We start from the raw sequence: 16,348 nt of genomic DNA, 5'->3' as shown, positions 1-16,348 counted from the left end.
GAGATGACGACGTACACGGAGGACGTGGCCGAGGTCACGGACGCGGACTTCGGCACGGAGGTGCTGGAGTCCGGGCTGCCGGTCCTGGTGAAGTTCACCGCCACGTGGTGCGGGCCCTGCCGCCAGCTGAAGCCGGTGCTCGGCGCGATCGCCCGGGAGGAGGCCGGACGCCTCCGGATCGTGGAGATGGACGTGGACCGCAACCCGGGCACCACGACCCGCTACGGGGTCCTCGCGACTCCGACCCTCATGGTCTTCGAGGGGGGCGAGCCGGTGAGGTCGATCGTCGGCGCCCGCCCGAAGCGCCGTCTCCTGGAGGAGCTGGAGGACGTGCTCCGGGGCTGACCGGACGCGCCGGCCCCGCCGGCCGGTCCACGGACGGGGGCGGGCCGGAACCCGGACCCGCTCCCGTCCGGGCGTCCGGCGGCACATACGGAAATACCCCGACCGGAATTGACGGTCGGGGTATTGCGTCGCGTATATTGGTGAATTCCGTGCCCGCGCATACCGAAGGCATGCCAAATGGCGCGGAGAAGTTGAATAACCACACCGTATCGCGCCGGGAGTCGAATTGTCAACCGAGGAATTCCGGAACGAACAGCGATTCATCACCGATCTCTACACCCGGCTCGACGCGCTGAGGGACCGGGCCGAGGACGCCGTGGAGCGGGCCCTGCGCGCCCCCGGCACCGGCAACAACCAGAGCCGGCTCGAACGGGACGTGATGGTCGCCGAGCAGTCCGGGCTGCTCTCCGCGCTCAACGCGGGGGAGAGCGGGCTCTGCTTCGGCCGCCTCGTCTTCCGCGACGGACGGGACCACCACATCGGCCGGCTCGGCATCCGCGAGGACGACCCGAACCGCACCCCCCTCGTGGTGGACTGGCGCGCGGAGGTCGCCCGCCCCTTCTACCTCGCCACCGGGTACGAGCCGATGGGCCTCTCCCGCCGCCGGCACATCGGCACCGCCGGACGCACGGTCACGTCCCTCCACGACGAGGTCCTCGACCTCGCCGACACCACCCGCACCGGGCACGAGGGCCGGGACGCCGACGAGGTGCTGCTCGCCTCGCTCGACGCCGCCCGCACCGGCCGCATGCACGACATCGTGCAGACCATCCAGGCCGAGCAGGACGCCATCATCCGCTCCCCGCACCGGGGCGTCCTCGTCGTGGAGGGCGGCCCCGGCACCGGCAAGACCGCCGTCGCCCTGCACCGCGCCGCCTACCTCCTCTACGCCCACCGCGAGCAGCTGGCCCGGCGGGCCGTCCTCGTCGTCGGCCCCAACCCCGCCTTCCTCGGCTACATCGGCAACGTGCTGCCCTCCCTCGGCGAGACCGGCGTCCTCCTGGCCACCCCCGCCGAACTCTTCCCCGGCGTCCGCGCCACCGGCACCGACACCCCCCGCGCCGCCGCCGTGAAGGGCTCCGCCGCCATGGCCGGCGTCCTCGCCGCCGCCGTGCGCGACCGTCAGCGGGTCCCCGCGCACGACGAACCCCTCGTGGTGCCCCACGAGGACGGGGACCTGGTCATCGACCGGGGCATGGCCCTGGAGGCCCGCCACCGGGCCCGCGAGACCGCCCTCCCGCACAACCTCGCCCGTCCGTACTTCGTCTTCCGGGTCCTGGACGACCTCGCGCGGCAGCTCGCGGACCGGATCGGCGCCGACCCCTACGGCGGCCCCAACTTCCTCGGACCCGACGACATCGCCCTGCTCGCCAAGGGCGTCGCCGCCAACCCCGGGGTCCACGCCGCCCTCGACACCCTCTGGCCCGCCCTCACCCCGCAGGACTTCCTCGCGGACTACCTCGCCGACCCCACCCACCTCCCCGGGGAGGACGCCGCCGCGATCCGCCGCGAGGGCGGCGCGTGGACCCCCGCCGACGTGCCCCTGCTCGACGAGGCCGCCGAACTCCTCGGCGAGGACGACTCGGCCGCCCGCGCCGCCGAGGAGGCCGAGCGGCAGAAGCGGATCCAGTACGCGCAGGGCGTCCTCGATGTCTCCTACGCCTCCCGCACCTACGAGTTCGAGGACAAGGAGGAGCGGGACAAGGACGCCTCGGAGGTCCTCTCAGCCCACGACGTCATCGACGCCGAGCGGTTCGCCGAACGGCACGAGGAGGCCGACCACCGCAGCGCCGCCGAGCGGGCCGCCGCCGACCGCACCTGGGCCTTCGGGCACATCATCGTGGACGAGGCCCAGGAACTCTCCGCGATGGCCTGGCGGCTCCTCATGCGCCGCAGCCCCAGCCGCTCCATGACCCTGGTCGGCGACCCCGCCCAGACCGGCGACCCGGCCGGCGTCGGGGACTGGGAGGACATCCTCGCCCCGTACGTGGAGGACCGCTGGGAACTGGTCCGGCTCGGCGTCAACTACCGCACGCCCGCCGAGATCATGGCCGTCGCCGCCGCGGTCCGCCGGGAGACCGACCCCGGTTTCGAACCGCCGGGCTCGGTGCGCTCCACCGGCGTCGAGCCCTGGGACCGGACCGTCCCGGACCCGGTGGCGGAGACCGCCCGCGCGGTCGCCGACGAGCTCCGCCCCGACGGGCGGCTCGCCGTGATCGCCCCGGCGGAGCTGCACCCCGCCCTGCTCGCCGCCCTGCCGGACGCCGCCCACGGCACCGCCCCGGACCTGACCCGCCCGGTGGTCCTGCTCGACCCCCGGCAGGCGAAGGGCCTGGAGTTCGACACGGTCCTGGTGGTCGACCCGGACGGCATCCGGGCCGGCGTCCCGCACGGCGTGAACGACCTGTACGTGGCGCTGACCCGGGCCACCCAGCGGCTGGGGATCGTCAGGCCGGCCCGCTGACCGGCGGGCGGCCGGGCCCGGCGGGCGTTCCCGGCCCGGTCCGGGCCCGGGACCCCGGCCCGGACCCCGCCGGTACCCGGGGCCGGCCGGGCCCGTGCCTCAGGCCCGCCTCCTTCAAGCCGGCCTGAGCCAGACCGTCGCCAGCGGCGGCAGCGTCATCCGCACGCTGGACGGGCGCCCGTGCCACGGCACCGACTCGGTCTTCACCGGATCGGTGCCGGTCACGCCCGAGCCCCCGTACCGGGCCGCGTCCGTGTTCAGCACCTCCGTCCAGGCCGCGAAGGTGTCCGGCACGCCGAGCCGGTAGTCGTTCCGGACCACCGGCGAGAAGTTCGACACGGCGAGCAGCGGCGAGCCGAGGCCGTCGAAGCGCAGGAACGCGAAGACGTTGTCGTCGGCCGCGTCCCCCACCACCCACTCGAATCCCTCGGGGGAGGTGTCCCGCTCCCACAGCGACGGCGTCGCCGTGTACACCGTGTTCAGGTCGCGGACGAGGTCCCGCACGCCCCGGTGGTCGGCCTCCGCCCCGTACGCCGGGTCGAGCAGCCACCAGTCCGGGCCGTGGTCCGCCGACCACTCGCCGCCCTGCGCGAACTCCTGCCCCATGTACAGGAGCTGCTTGCCGGGATGGGCCCACATGTAGCCCAGGTAGGCGCGGTGGTTGGCCCGCTGCTGCCACCAGTCGCCCGGCATCTTCGACACCAGGGACCGCTTGCCGTGCACCACCTCGTCGTGCGAGATCGGCAGGATGTAGTTCTCGCTGTACGCGTACACCATCGAGAACGTCATCTCGTCGTGGTGGTACTTCCGGTGCACCGGCTCCTTCTGCACGTACTCCAGCGAGTCGTGCATCCAGCCCATGTTCCACTTCATGCCGAAGCCCAGGCCGCCGAAGCCGCCCGGCCCCACCTGGTCCGTGGGACGCGTCACGCCGTCCCAGGCCGTGGACTCCTCCGCGAAGGTCACGATCCCCGGGCAGCGGCGGTACACGGTCGCGTTCATCTCCTGGAGGAACGCCACCGCGTCCGGGTTCTCCCGGCCGCCGAACTCGTTCGGCACCCACTCGCCGTGCTCGCGCGAGTAGTCCAGGTAGAGCATCGAGGCGACCGCGTCCACCCGCAGGCCGTCGATGTGGAACTCCTGGCACCAGTACACGGCGTTGGCGACCAGGAAGTTCCGCACCTCCTTGCGCCCGTAGTCGAACTCCAGGGTCCCCCAGTCGGGGTGGTGCGAACGGCGCGGGTCCTCGTGCTCGTACAGCGGCCGCCCGTCGAACTCCGCGAGCGCCCAGTCGTCCTTCGGGAAGTGCGCCGGGACCCAGTCCATCAGGACCCCGATGCCCGCCCGGTGCAGCGCGTCCACCAGGTACTTGAAGTCGTCCGGGGTGCCCATGCGGGCCGTCGGCGCGTAGAACCCGGTCACCTGGTAGCCCCACGAGCCGCCGAAGGGGTGCTCGGAGACCGGCATGAACTCCACGTGCGTGAAGCCGAGGTCCCGCACGTACGCGGGCAGGTGCTCGGCCAGCTCGCGGTAGGTGAGCCCCGGCCGCCAGGACGGCAGGTGCACCTCGTACACCGAGAGCGGGGACTCGTGGGCCGGGCGGTTGCCCCGCCGCTCCATCCACTCGCGGTCGTCCCACGCGTAGTGCGACTCGGTGACGATCGACGCGGTGTTCGGCGGGCACTCGGTCCGGCGGGCCATCGGGTCCGCCCGCAGGGTGTGCGAACCGTCCGGCCGGGTGATGTCGTACTTGTAGACGGCGCCCTCGCCGATCCCCGGCACGAACAGCTCCCACACGCCCGTCGAGCCGAGGGAGCGCATCGGCAGCCCCGTGCCGTCCCAGCACGTGAACTCGCCCGTGACCCGCACCCCGCGCGCGTTGGGCGCCCAGACCGCGAAGCGGGTGCCGGTCACGCCCTCGTGCGTCATCACCCGGGAACCCAGGGCCTTCCACAGCTCCTCGTGGCGGCCCTCCCCGATCAGGTGGAGGTCCAGCTCGCCGAGCGAGGGGAGGAAGCGGTAGGGGTCCTGCACGGCCAGTTCCGTGCCGTCGGCGTCCCCGGCCCCTCCGTCGTACCGCACCCGCAGCTCGTAGGCGGGCACCTTGCGGAGCAGCGGCAGCAGCCCCGAGAAGAGGCCGTCCCCGTCGTCGTGGAGCGTGATCCGGCGGCCCTTGACGAGGACGGCGACCTCACGGGCGAACGGGCGCAGCACCCGCACCACCACGCCGCCGCGCACCGGGTGCGCGCCGAGCACCCCGTGCGGATCGTGGTGCTCCCCGGCGAGCAGCCGCGCCCGGTCGCCCGGGTCGAGCGGTGGCGCCTCCCGCACGGCGGGCCGGTCGGGAACGGGCGCCTTCCGCGCCGCCGGTCGGTCCGGAGCGGGTGCCTTCCGCACGGCGGACCGGTCCGACGCGGGCGCCTTCCCGGCAGTGTCCGACGCGAGCGCCTTCCTGGCTGTGGACGTCTTTCCTGCGGATCGGGCGGTCACGGCGAAGCCTCCTGGGGGCGGGAGAAGAGGGAGAGGGGTACACGGATACGGAACGGCCCGCCGGGCGCCCGGGACACTCGGCCGAACGGGGCGGGCCGGGCTTTCCGCGGGCGGGAGCGGGGCACGGCGGTCCGGGGCGCTGCTCCGGACGGGGGAGCGGCCGCGCGGGCGGGCGCTCCGGTCCGGCACGGGCGGTTCACGGGACCGCCGCCAGACGTTCGATGGCGGCCATCGGGACCGGGAGCCAGTCCGGGCGGTGGCGGGCCTCGTAGACGACCTCGTAGACCGCCTTGTCGGTCTCGTAGGCGCGCAGGAGCGCCGGGTCCGAGCGGGGGTCGGTGCCCGCCGCCCCGGCGTAGCCGGCGCAGAAGGCGGCGCGGCAGCGGGCCGCCCAGTCGGCGTTCCAGGGGCGGTGGGTGCGGGCCGCGTAGTCGAAGGAGCGGAGCATCCCGGCGACGTCGCGGACCGTGGGCTGGGGACTGCGCCGCTCGTCCAGCGGCTTCGCGGGCTCGCCCTCGAAGTCGATGACCGCCCAGGCCCCGTCGGAGCCCCGCAGGGTCTGGCCCAGGTGCAGGTCGCCGTGGACGCGCTGGAGCACGCCCGCCCCGGCGGCCCCGCCCGCCGCCGCGAAGACGGCCCGGAGCCCCGGCACGTACGGCAGCAGCGCGGGCACGGCCTGCGCCGCCGCGTGGAGCCGCCGGTCCATCGCGCCGGCCAGTCGTTCCGCCTCCTCCTTCCCCAGCCGCCGCGTGGGCAGCGCGGCGGCCAGTGCCAGGTGCACCTCGGCCGTGGCGCGGCCGAGCGCCCGCGCCTCGGCGGTGAACTCCCGTCCGGCGGCCAGCGCGTCGAGCGCGAGCCGCCAGCCGTCCCGGGAGTCCCGCAGATAGGGCTGGAGCACCCCGAGGGTCGCGGCCCCCGACTCGAACCAGGCGACCGGCGCGGGCACCCGGGCGCAGCCGGCCCGGCCGAGCGCGAGCGGCAGTTCCAGGTCGGGGTTGGCGCCGGTGCTCACCCGGCGGAAGATCTTGAGGATGTACGCGTCCCCGTAGACGAGAGAGGAGTTGGACTGTTCGGCGTCGAGCATGCGGGGCGCGAGCGCGCCCGGCAGGGCGCTGGTGGCGTGGAAGCGCAGGGGGCCGGTCCGGCCCGGGGTGCGCAGCCGTTCGTAGAGGAGGCCGGCGAGCCGCGGGTCGCGCAGCCCTTCGTAGACGGCCCGTCCGGCGAGCGGCCCCTGCCGGACGCGCCCGATCAGGGCGGGGGCGAGGCGGGGCGGGAGCTGGGCCCGCACGCCCAGGAGCAACTGGTAGCAGTCGGAGGGCGAACCGGCCGGGCGGCCCGGCTGTTCGACCCGTACGAGCAGGTGGAGGAGGCCGGGCCCCGGGCCGTCCAGCGGCAGCAGCTCGGTGGCCGCGTCCAGGGTGAATCCGGTGACCCGGCGGCCCTTTCCCGCGAACCAGCGCTGCCGTGGCAGCCAGTCGTGGAGCAGGGGGGCGAGGGACGGGAGGAGGGCGTCCGGTGCCCGGGTGGTGGATGCGGTCTCCGGCATGGCGTCGCGTCCTTTCCCCGGGGCGCGCAAATGGCGTTCGTATACGTTCAAATGCGCAGAGTGTCCCGGATGGCGGCTTGGGCTGTCCGGAAGTGCGGGACGTGTCGGAAGGGGAAGATCCGTATGGGCCCGGGAAGAAGGCCCGTATGGACCTGAATCGTGTGGGTTCACAGTGCCCCCGGCGGGGCGGGCGAAACCGCCCCGCCGGGGACGTGGCCGAACCGGTGCGGTGTCAGGCCTTCCTGAGGCGGAACCAGTAGAACCCGTGTCCCGCGAGGGTCAGGAGGTACGGGAGCTGCCCGATGGCCGGGAACTCCACCCCGCCGATCAGCTCCACCGGGTGGGAGCCGGCGAAGCGGCGCAGGTCCAGTTCGGTCGGCTGGGCGAACCGCGAGAAGTTGTTCACGCAGAGGACCAGGTCGGCGTCCATCCCCTCCTCGGGGGCGGTCTCGCGCAGGAACGCGAGCACGGCCGGGTTCGACGCCGGGAGTTCGGTGTACGTCCCCGTCCCGAAGGCCCGGTTCTGCTTGCGGATCTCGATCATCCGCTTCGTCCAGTGCAGCAGCGAGGACGGCGAGGCCATCCCCGCCTCCACGTTGGTCACCTGGTAGCCGTGGACCGGGTCCATGATGGCCGGAAGGTACAGCCTCCCCGGGTCGCAGGAGGAGAACCCGGCGTTCCGGTCGGGGGTCCACTGCATCGGGGTGCGCACCCCGTCCCGGTCGCCCAGCCAGATGTTGTCGCCCATGCCGATCTCGTCGCCGTAGTACAGCACCGGCGAGCCGGGCAGCGAGAACAGCAGCGCGGTGAACAGCTCCATCTGGTTGCGGTCGTTGTCCAGGAGCGGGGCGAGCCGGCGCCGGATGCCGATGTTGGCCCGCATCCGCGGGTCCTTGGCGTACTCGGCGTACATGTAGTCGCGCTCTTCGTCCGTGACCATCTCGAGGGTCAGCTCGTCGTGGTTGCGCAGGAAGATGCCCCACTGGCAGCCCGACGGGATCGCCGGGGTCTTCGCCAGGATCTCCGAGACCGGGTAGCGGGACTCGCGCCGCACGGCCATGAAGATCCGCGGCATGACCGGGAAGTGGAAGGCCATGTGGCACTCGTCGCCGCCCGACCGGAAGTCGCCGAAGTAGTCCACGACGTCCTCGGGCCACTGGTTCGCCTCCGCGAGCAGCACCGTGTCCGGGTAGTGGTCGTCGATCTCCTTGCGGACCCGCTTCAGGAAGGCGTGGGTGGCCGGGAGGTTCTCGCAGTTGGTGCCCTCCTGCTGGTACAGGTACGGCACCGCGTCGAGCCGGAAGCCGTCGATCCCCAGGTCCAGCCAGAACTTCAGCGCGGACAGGATCTCCTCCTGCACCGCCGGGTTCTCGTAGTTGAGGTCCGGCTGGTGCGAGAAGAACCGGTGCCAGTAGTACTGCTTGCGGACCGGGTCGAAGGTCCAGTTGGAGGTCTCCGTGTCGACGAAGATGATCCGGGCGTCCGCGTACTGCTTGTCGTCGTCGGCCCAGACGTAGTAGTCGCCGTACGGCCCGTCCGGATCGCGCCGAGACTCCTGGAACCACATGTGCTGGTCGCTGGTGTGGTTCATGACGAAGTCGATGATCACGCGCATGCCGCGCTGGTGGGCCGCGTCCACGAACTCCACGAAGTCGGCCAGGTCGCCGAACTCGGGGAGCACCGACGTGTAGTCGGCCACGTCGTAGCCGCCGTCCCGGAGCGGGGACTTGAAGAACGGCGGCAGCCAGAGGCAGTCCACGCCCAGCCACTGGAGGTAGTCCAGCCGGGAGGTGATGCCCTTCAGGTCGCCGACGCCGTCGCCGTTGCTGTCCTGGAAGGAGCGGACGAGGACCTCGTAGAAGACCGCCCGCTTGAACCAGTCGGGGTCGCGGTCCTTGGCGGGGGTGTCCTCGAACGTGTCGGGGACGGGCTCGTTGACAGTCATGAGGTGGGTGACCCTCCGGTCTGCGGGGACGGTCGCAGGACCAGCACGTGCGCGGGCGTGACGCCCGGTTCCAGGCGCACGTAGTTGGCCCTGCCCCAGTGATAGGTCTCGCCGGTGAGCTCGTCGCGCACCGGCACGGTCTCGTGCCGGTCGAGGCCGAGTTCCGGCATGTTCAACGAGACCGTCGCCTCCTGGGTGTGGTGCGGGTCGAGGTTGACGACCACCAGAACGGTGTTCGAACCCGCGCGCTTGCTGTACGCGATCACCTGCGGATTGTCGGCGTGGTGGAAGACCAGGTTCCGCAGCCGGTGGAGCGCCGGGTTCCGGCGCCTGATCCGGTTCAGGGCGGTGATCAGGGGAGTGATCGTGGCCCCCGACCGCTCCGCCGCCTCCCAGTCGCGCGGCCGCAGCTCGTACTTCTCGGAATCGAGGTACTCCTCGCTGCCCTCCCGCAGCGGGGTGTTCTCGCACAGCTCGTACCCGGCGTACATGCCCCAGGACGGGGAAAGCGTCGCCGCGAGCACCGCCCGCACCTCGAACGCGGGCCGGCCGCCCTCCTGGAGGTAGGCGTGCAGGATGTCCGGGGTGTTGACCCAGAGGTTCGGCCGCATCTGCGCGGCCGTCTCCCGGGACAGCTCGGTCAGGTACTCCGTCAGCTCCTCCTTGGTGTTGCGCCAGGTGAAGTACGTGTACGACTGCTGGAAACCGATCGCGCCCAGGGTCCGCATCATCGCGGGCCGGGTGAACGCCTCCGCCAGGAAGATCACGTCCGGGTCGGCCCGGTTGACCTCCCCGATCACCCGCTCCCAGAAGACCACCGGCTTGGTGTGCGGGTTGTCGACGCGGAAGATCCGGATGCCGTGGTCCATCCAGTGCCGCAGCACCCGCACGGTCTCCGCGACGATCGCGTCCATGGTGCCGGGGGCTCCGTCGAACGCGATCGGGTAGATGTCCTGGTACTTCTTCGGCGGGTTCTCCGCGTACGCGATCGAACCGTCCGGACGGTGGTGGAACCACTCCGGGTGCTTCTCCACCCACGGGTGGTCCGGCGAGCACTGGAGCGCGAAGTCCAGCGCGATCTCCAGACGCAGGTCCCGGGCCCGCGCCACGAAGGCGTCGAAGTCTTCGAGGGTGCCCAGGTCCGGGTGGAGCGCGTCGTGCCCGCCCTCCGGCGAACCGATCGCCCACGGCACGCCCACGTCGTTCGGCGACGCCGACAGGGAGTTGTTGGGGCCCTTGCGGTGGGTCTCGCCGATCGGGTGCACCGGCGGGAGGTACACCACGTCGAAGCCCATCGCCGCCACCGCGGGCAGCCGCTCGGCGGCCGTGCGGAAGTTCCCCGGAACCGTCCGCCCGTCGACCGTGCGCGCCCCCTCCGAGCGGGGGAAGAACTCGTACCACGCGCCGTACAGGGCCCGCTCCCGCTCCACCTGGAGGGGGAACTTCGGCGAGGAGGTGAGCAGTTCGCGCAGCGGATGGCGGTCCAGGATCTCCACCACCCGGGGCGCGAGCGCCGCCGCGAGCCGGACGGCGGCGGGCCGGGACGGGTCGCGCAGCGTGTCCGCCGCGGCGAGCACGGTCTCCCGGCCGCCGCCCTTCTTCGGCACGCCCTTCGCGGCCCGCTCGTGCAGCCCGGCCCCCTCGGCGAGGACCAGTTCGGAGTCGATGCCCGCCGGGATCTTGATCTTCGCCGTGTGGCGCCAGGTGGCGATCGGGTCGCTCCAGGCCTCGACGGCGTACGTCCACGAACCCTCGGCGTCCGGGGTGACCTCGGCACCCCACCGGTCGGTCCCCGGGGCCAGTTCGCGCATCGGGGTCCAGGGGCCGGGACGGCCCGACGGACCGCGCAGCACGACGTTGGCGGCGACCGCGTCGTGACCCTCGCGGAAGACGGTCGCCGTCACCTCGAAGGTCTCGCCGGCCACCGCCTTCGCGGGGCGCCGGCCGCAGTCGACCAGTGGGCGGACGTCCAGTACGGGAATGCGTCCCATGAGCGGATTCACAGCATCACCTGACGGTTTACGGGGGTGCGGGTGGTGGTGCGCTCTTTCTAGCTCCGCCGACGGCCGGTGGGTCGCGGGCGTGGCCGCTCCCGTCCGCGTTCACCCGGACGGCCGATCCACGGGGGTGAAAGGGGGTCAGGAGCGGACGGGTGCCTGGCGTTGCCGGAGGAGCCTTCCCATGGTGCACCCTCGGGCAATCCGGCGCTTTGTCGACTACTGGGTCATAGCAGAACGGGCAAGGCCGGGAGTCGGACAGGAAAAGGGGCCCGACCTCGCGGTGAAGGGGCCGACGGGGCACGTCGGAGCGGTCCGGGCCGCGTGAAAGCGCCTTCGAAGACGGCCGGATCTGTTCCCTCCCGGTTCCCGTCCGGCCTCCGCCCGTCCTGGGCCGGACGGGTGAGGGGGCGAAGGGTCCGGTCCCGCCCCGCGCCCCCGGGGGCCGGCGGGACCGGACGGGTGAGGGACGGGAGGGCCGGGGGACGGGAGGGGCGGACGGGGCGGGTGGGAGCGGGCCCCGCATGAGGGTGTGCGCCCCCCTCCGTCCGTGTCCGGGGCGCACGCCCCGCCACGCCGGGGCCGCCCGCGCACCGCGTTCCGGCGGGGCGGCGTGCCCTAACGTCGGAGCGGCACGCCGGACGCACAGCGTGGTGCGTCCGCTCCGCTCCGTACTCGCCTGCGAAGGTGGAACACGTGAAGGCAATCCGTCGATTCACCGTGCGTCCCGTCCTCCCCGACACCCTTCGACCCCTCGCCGACCTGGCGCGCAACCTGCGCTGGTCCTGGCACGAGCCCACCCGGGCGCTCTTCGACTCCCTCGGCGCCCCGGCCGGCACCGACCCCGTCCGGGTCCTCGGCACCCTCGACGCCTCCCGGCTCACCGCCCTCGCCGCCGACGAGGACTTCCTGGCCCGCCTGCGCGCCGCCGCCGAGGACCTCGACGGCTACCTCCGCGCGCCCCGCTGGTACCAGCACCGGTCCGACGACCTGCCGGCCGCCGTCGCCTACTTCTCACCCGAGTTCGGCGTCGCCGCCGCCCTGCCCCAGTACTCCGGCGGCCTCGGCATCCTCGCCGGCGACCACCTCAAGTCCGCCAGCGACCTCGGCGTCCCCCTGATCGGGGTCGGCCTGCTCTACCGGCACGGCTACTTCCGCCAGTCCCTCGGCCGGGACGGCTGGCAGCAGGAGCAGTACCCCGTCCTCGACCCCGGCGAGCTGCCGGTGGTCCCGCTCCGCGAGGCCGACGGCGCCCCCGCCCGCGTCACCCTCGCCCTGCCCGGCGGGCGCAGTCTGCACGCCCACGTCTGGATCGCGCAGGTCGGCCGCGTCCCGCTGCTCATGCTCGACTCCGACGTCGAGGAGAACGCGCCCGGCGAACGCGGCGTCACCGACCGCCTGTACGGCGGCGGCAGCGAGCACCGGCTCCTCCAGGAGATGCTGCTCGGCATCGGCGGCGTCCGCGCCGTCCGCGCGTACACCCGGCTCACCGGCCATCCCGCCCCCGAGGTCTTCCACACCAACGAGGGCCACGCCGGGTTCCTCGGGCTCGAACGCATCCGTGAACTCCAGGCCGAGGGGCTCGACTTCGACAGCGCCCTGGAGACCGTCCGGGCCGGGACCGTCTTCACCACCCACACCCCCGTACCGGCCGGCATCGACCGCTTCGACCGCGCCCTGGTCGCCCGCCACCTCGGCCAGGACGGCGCCCTCGCCGGCGTCGACACCGGCCGCGTCCTCGCCCTCGGCGACGAGACCCCGCTCGGCGGCGATCCCGGCGTCTTCAACATGGCCGCCATGGGCCTGCGCCTCGCCCAGCGCGCCAACGGCGTCTCCACCCTCCACGGCGCCGTCAGCCGCGCCATGTTCGCCGGGCTCTGGCCGGGCTTCGACGCCGACGAGGTGCCGATCACCTCCGTCACCAACGGCGTCCACGCCCCCACCTGGGTCGCCCCCGAGGTCGGGCCGCTCGGCCCCGACGCGGGCGACCGGGAGCTGTGGGAACTGCGCCGCACCCTGCGCGAACGGCTCGTCGCCGACGTGCGGGAACGGCTGCGGGCCTCCTGGCGGCAGCGCGGCGCGGCCGCCGCCGAACTCGGCTGGACCGACTCCGTCCTCGACCCCGACGTCCTCACCATCGGCTTCGCCCGCCGCGTCCCCTCGTACAAGCGGCTCACCCTGATGCTGCGGGACAAGGACCGGCTGCGGTCGCTGCTGCTCCACCCCGAACGGCCCGTGCAGCTCGTCGTCGCCGGCAAGGCCCACCCCGCCGACGACGCCGGGAAACGGCTCGTGCAGGAGCTGGTCCGGTTCGCGGACGACCCCCGGGTCCGGCACCGGATCGTCTTCCTGCCCGACTACGGCATGGAGATGGCCCGCCGCCTCTACCCCGGCTGCGACGTCTGGCTCAACAACCCCCTCCGCCCCCTGGAGGCCTGCGGCACCAGCGGCATGAAGGCCGCCCTCAACGGCTGCCTCAACCTCTCCGTCCTCGACGGCTGGTGGGACGAGTGGTTCGAGCCCGACTTCGGCTGGGCCATCCCCACCGCCGACGGCGCGGTCGCCGCCGACGAGGAGCGCCGCGACGACCTGGAGGCCGCCGCCCTCTACGAGCTGATCGAGCGCCGGGTCGCCCCCCGCTTCTACGACCGGGGCCCCGACGGGGTGCCGGCCGGCTGGGTCGCGATGGTCCGGCGCACCCTCGCCGACCTCGGCCCCCGGGTCCTCGCCGACCGGATGGTCCGCGAGTACGTCGAGCGGCTGTACGCCCCCGCCGCGGCCGCCCGCCGGGCGCTCACACCGGCCCGCGCCCGGGACCTCGCCGCCTGGAAGGCCCGGGTCGGGGAGGCCTGGCCCCGGGTGGCCGTCGACCGCGTCGAGGTCGGCGACGGGCTCACGGACGACGTGGCCGACGCGGAGCTGGGGGCGACCCCGGTCGTCCGGGTCCGGGTGGCGCTCGGCGCGCTCGGCCCCGAGGACGTCGAGGTCCAGGCCGTCACCGGCCGGGTCGACGCCGACGACACCCTCACCGCCACCCGCACCGTCACCCTCAAGCCGGCGGGCGGCCCGGACCTGGAGGGCCGCCTCCCGTACGAGGGCGCCCTGGAGCTCGACCGGACCGGCTCCTTCGGCTGCACGGTCCGTGTCCTGCCCTCCCACCCCCTCCTGGCCCACCCGGCCGAACTCGGCCTGGTCGCCCTGCCGGAGGAGACGACGGGCGCGGGCGCGGGGCTGCTGCTGCGGTAGCGGCCCGCCGGGTGGTCCGGGGCGCCCCGGCCGCGCGCCCCGGGCCCGGAGACGCGGGGACGCCCCGGGGATGTTCCCCGGGGCGTCCGTCGTGACGGGGTGCTTCCGCGTTCTCCTCCCGGACTACGGGAAGGTCAGCTTGAAGCCGTTGATGTAGCCGGTGTCGGCGGACGCCTTGTCCTGGACGCGGAGCTTCCAGACGCCGTTGGCGACCTCGGTGGAGGCGTTGACGGTGTAGGTCTGGACGATGTTGTCGGCGCTGCCGCCGGAGCGGTTGCTCAGGCTGTAGACCGACCCGTCGGGGGCGATGAGGTCGACGACGAGGTCACCGCGGTAGGTGTGGACGATGTCCACGCCGACGGCGAGGTTGCTCGGGGCGTTGCCGGTGACGCCGGTGACGGTCACGGAGGAGGTCACCGCGGCGCCGTTGTCCGGGATGGAGACGTCGGCGGTGTTCTCGAAGACCTTGCCGCCGGGGGTGCCGCCGCCGGGACGGGCGCCGACGTTGATCGCGGCCCAGGCGTTCTCGACGGCCGTGACCTCGGGGCTGGTGGCGCCGTAGAGGGCCTTGGCCACGTCGACCGTGCCGGTGCGGGCCCCGGCGTAGTTGGTCGAGGAGCCGAACTTGGTGGTGAGCGCCTTGAACCAGATCAGCGCGGCCTTGTCCCGGCCGATGCCGGTGACGGGCAGGCCGTCCGAGGTCGGCGAGTTGTAGGTGACGCCGTTGATGGTCTTGGTGCCGCTGCCCTCGGAGAGCAGGTAGAACCAGTGGTTCGCCGGGCCCGAGGAGTAGTGGACGTCGACGTTGCCGATGCCCGAGTACCAGGCGTCCTTGGACGAGCCGTCCTTGCTCGGCTTGTCCATGTAGCGCAGCGGGGTGCCGTCGCCGTTGATGTCGATCTTCTCGCCGACGAGGTAGTCGCCCTTGTCGTTGGCGTTGTTGGCGTAGAACTCGACGGCCGCGGCGAAGATGTCGGAGGTGGCCTCGTTGAGGCCGCCGGACTCGCCGCTGTAGGTCAGGTTGGCGGTGGCGGCGGTGACGCCGTGGGTCATCTCGTGGGCGGCCACGTCGATCGAGGTCAGCGGCTTGGCGTTGCCCTGGCCGTCGCCGTACGTCATGCAGAAGCAGGAGTCCTGCCAGAACGCGTTGACGTAGGCGTTGCCGTAGTGGACCCGGGAGTACGCGCCGACGCCGTCGCCGCGGATGCCGGAGCGGCCGTGCACGTTCTTGTAGTAGTCCCAGGTGAGCGCGGCGCCGTAGTGCGCGTCGGCGCCGGCCGTCTCCTTGTTGGAGGGGAGGCCGTTGCCCCACACGTCGGTGGAGTTGGTGAACAGCGTCCCCGTGCCGGACGAGCCGCCGTTGAGGTTGTACGTCTTGTGGTTGCCGCGCCCGGTGTCGGTCAGCGTGTACGAGGGCGCGGTGCCGAGGGTCACCTGGCCGCTGTACTGCGTGTTGCCGGTGCCGTTCTCGACGCCCTGCCACTCGAAGAGCTTCGCGCCCGTCTTGGCGTCGGTGACGACGTGCAGCTCGTTCGGGGTGCCGTCGTGCTGGAGGCCGCCGACGACGGTCTCGTACGCGAGGACGGGGGTGCCCTGGGCGGCCCAGACGACCTTGCGCGGGGCGCGGTCGGCCTCGGCCTTGGCGGAGCCCTCCGCCCGGGCGAGGCCGAGGGCCTGCTTCTCGGCGACGGCCGGGGCCACCGTGGCGGTGGTGTCGACGTTCTTGAGCTCCGCGCGGGAGGACTTGGTGACGCCCCGGGTGACGCCGGCCCCGGTCTCCTCGACGATCAGGTCGCCGCCGAGGACGGGCAGCCCCGCGTAGGTGCGCTCGTAGCGCGTGTGGGTCGTGCCGTCGCGGTCCTTGACGACGTCACGGACGACCAGCTTCTCCTCGGCGCCGAGGCCGAGGGACTTGGCCGTGGCGGCCTTGTCGGCGTCCGCCGCCTTGATGAGCGCGGTGCGCTCGGCGGGGGTGAGGTCGGCGGGGAGCTTGCCGGGGTTCGCCGACGTGCCCCGCTGGGCCTGGGGGGCGGTCCCGAACGGGGAGTCCGCCGCGGTGGCGGCGCCCGTCTGGACGCTCACGGCGATCATGGCGGCGGCAGCGATCAAAGCACCGGTCGCGGTGGCGCGACGGCTGGGCGTGGATCTCACGCAGACTCCTTATGCGAGGGGGGTACCGGCGGGCTTGGGTGAGTCCGCCGGGCGGAGCAAGGAGAGCGGTGAAGCACGTTCGGATGAAGCTGCGAACGCTGGTGCGAAGGGCCGGGGAGAGAGTCGCAGGAATGACGGGGACCTGTCAGGACTGTGGCGGCAAG

8 protein-coding genes are annotated in these 16,348 nt (G+C 73.1%); 3 read left to right on the top strand and 5 right to left on the bottom strand.

The features are described from left to right. The first annotated feature begins 3 nt into the window (after positions 1-3). Together ACZ3IL_RS01250 and ACZ3IL_RS01245 are read left to right on the top strand one after the other, a co-directional pair. Complete coding sequence (locus ACZ3IL_RS01250; protein WP_467385499.1) at positions 4-345, top strand: thioredoxin family protein; 342 nt, start codon at positions 4-6, stop codon at positions 343-345. 226 nt (positions 346-571) lie between these two features. After that, on the top strand, positions 572-2,809 hold the full coding sequence (locus ACZ3IL_RS01245) for a HelD family protein (protein ID WP_467385498.1): 2,238 nt from the start codon (positions 572-574) through the stop codon (positions 2,807-2,809). Between the two features lie 114 nt (positions 2,810-2,923). Here the strand turns inward: ACZ3IL_RS01245 and glgB are convergent, their stop codons facing one another. The 4 genes from glgB to ACZ3IL_RS01225 all read right to left on the bottom strand — a co-directional run bounded on the left by glgB (position 2,924) and on the right by ACZ3IL_RS01225 (position 10,781). Further along, the gene (gene glgB, locus ACZ3IL_RS01240; protein ID WP_467385497.1) at positions 2,924-5,299 is read right to left on the bottom strand and encodes a 1,4-alpha-glucan branching enzyme; all 2,376 of its coding nucleotides are present in this window, start codon (positions 5,297-5,299) and stop codon (positions 2,924-2,926) included. A gap of 196 nt (positions 5,300-5,495) precedes the next feature. Beyond that, positions 5,496-6,845 (bottom strand): maltokinase N-terminal cap-like domain-containing protein, encoded by a 1,350-nt coding sequence (locus ACZ3IL_RS01235; RefSeq protein WP_467385496.1) that lies wholly within the window; start codon positions 6,843-6,845, stop codon positions 5,496-5,498. 232 nt (positions 6,846-7,077) lie between these two features. After that, positions 7,078-8,790, bottom strand: coding sequence for a maltose alpha-D-glucosyltransferase (gene treS / locus ACZ3IL_RS01230; RefSeq protein ID WP_467385495.1), 1,713 nt, complete (start codon positions 8,788-8,790; stop codon positions 7,078-7,080). Further along, positions 8,787-10,781: an alpha-1,4-glucan--maltose-1-phosphate maltosyltransferase gene (locus ACZ3IL_RS01225; RefSeq protein ID WP_467385494.1), complete on the bottom strand. Its 1,995-nt coding sequence runs from the start codon at positions 10,779-10,781 to the stop codon at positions 8,787-8,789. The genes treS and ACZ3IL_RS01225 overlap by 4 nt, the downstream gene beginning before the upstream one ends. 702 nt (positions 10,782-11,483) lie before the next feature. On the opposite strand from ACZ3IL_RS01225, the gene glgP reads away from it, so the two are divergent. Beyond that, the gene (glgP, locus tag ACZ3IL_RS01220; protein ID WP_467385493.1) at positions 11,484-14,033 is read left to right on the top strand and encodes an alpha-glucan family phosphorylase; all 2,550 of its coding nucleotides are present in this window, start codon (positions 11,484-11,486) and stop codon (positions 14,031-14,033) included. Positions 14,034-14,156: 123 nt separating this feature from the next. Here the strand turns inward: glgP and ACZ3IL_RS01215 are convergent, their stop codons facing one another. Continuing rightward, the gene (locus ACZ3IL_RS01215) at positions 14,157-16,184 is read right to left on the bottom strand and encodes a M4 family metallopeptidase (protein ID WP_467385492.1); all 2,028 of its coding nucleotides are present in this window, start codon (positions 16,182-16,184) and stop codon (positions 14,157-14,159) included. Positions 16,185-16,348: the final 164 nt, after the last annotated feature.

The organism is Streptomyces sp. NPDC014907 (genome assembly GCF_055562975.1).
Note: the sequence above shows the minus strand (reverse complement) of the source record. Positions and strands in the feature narration are given on the sequence as shown.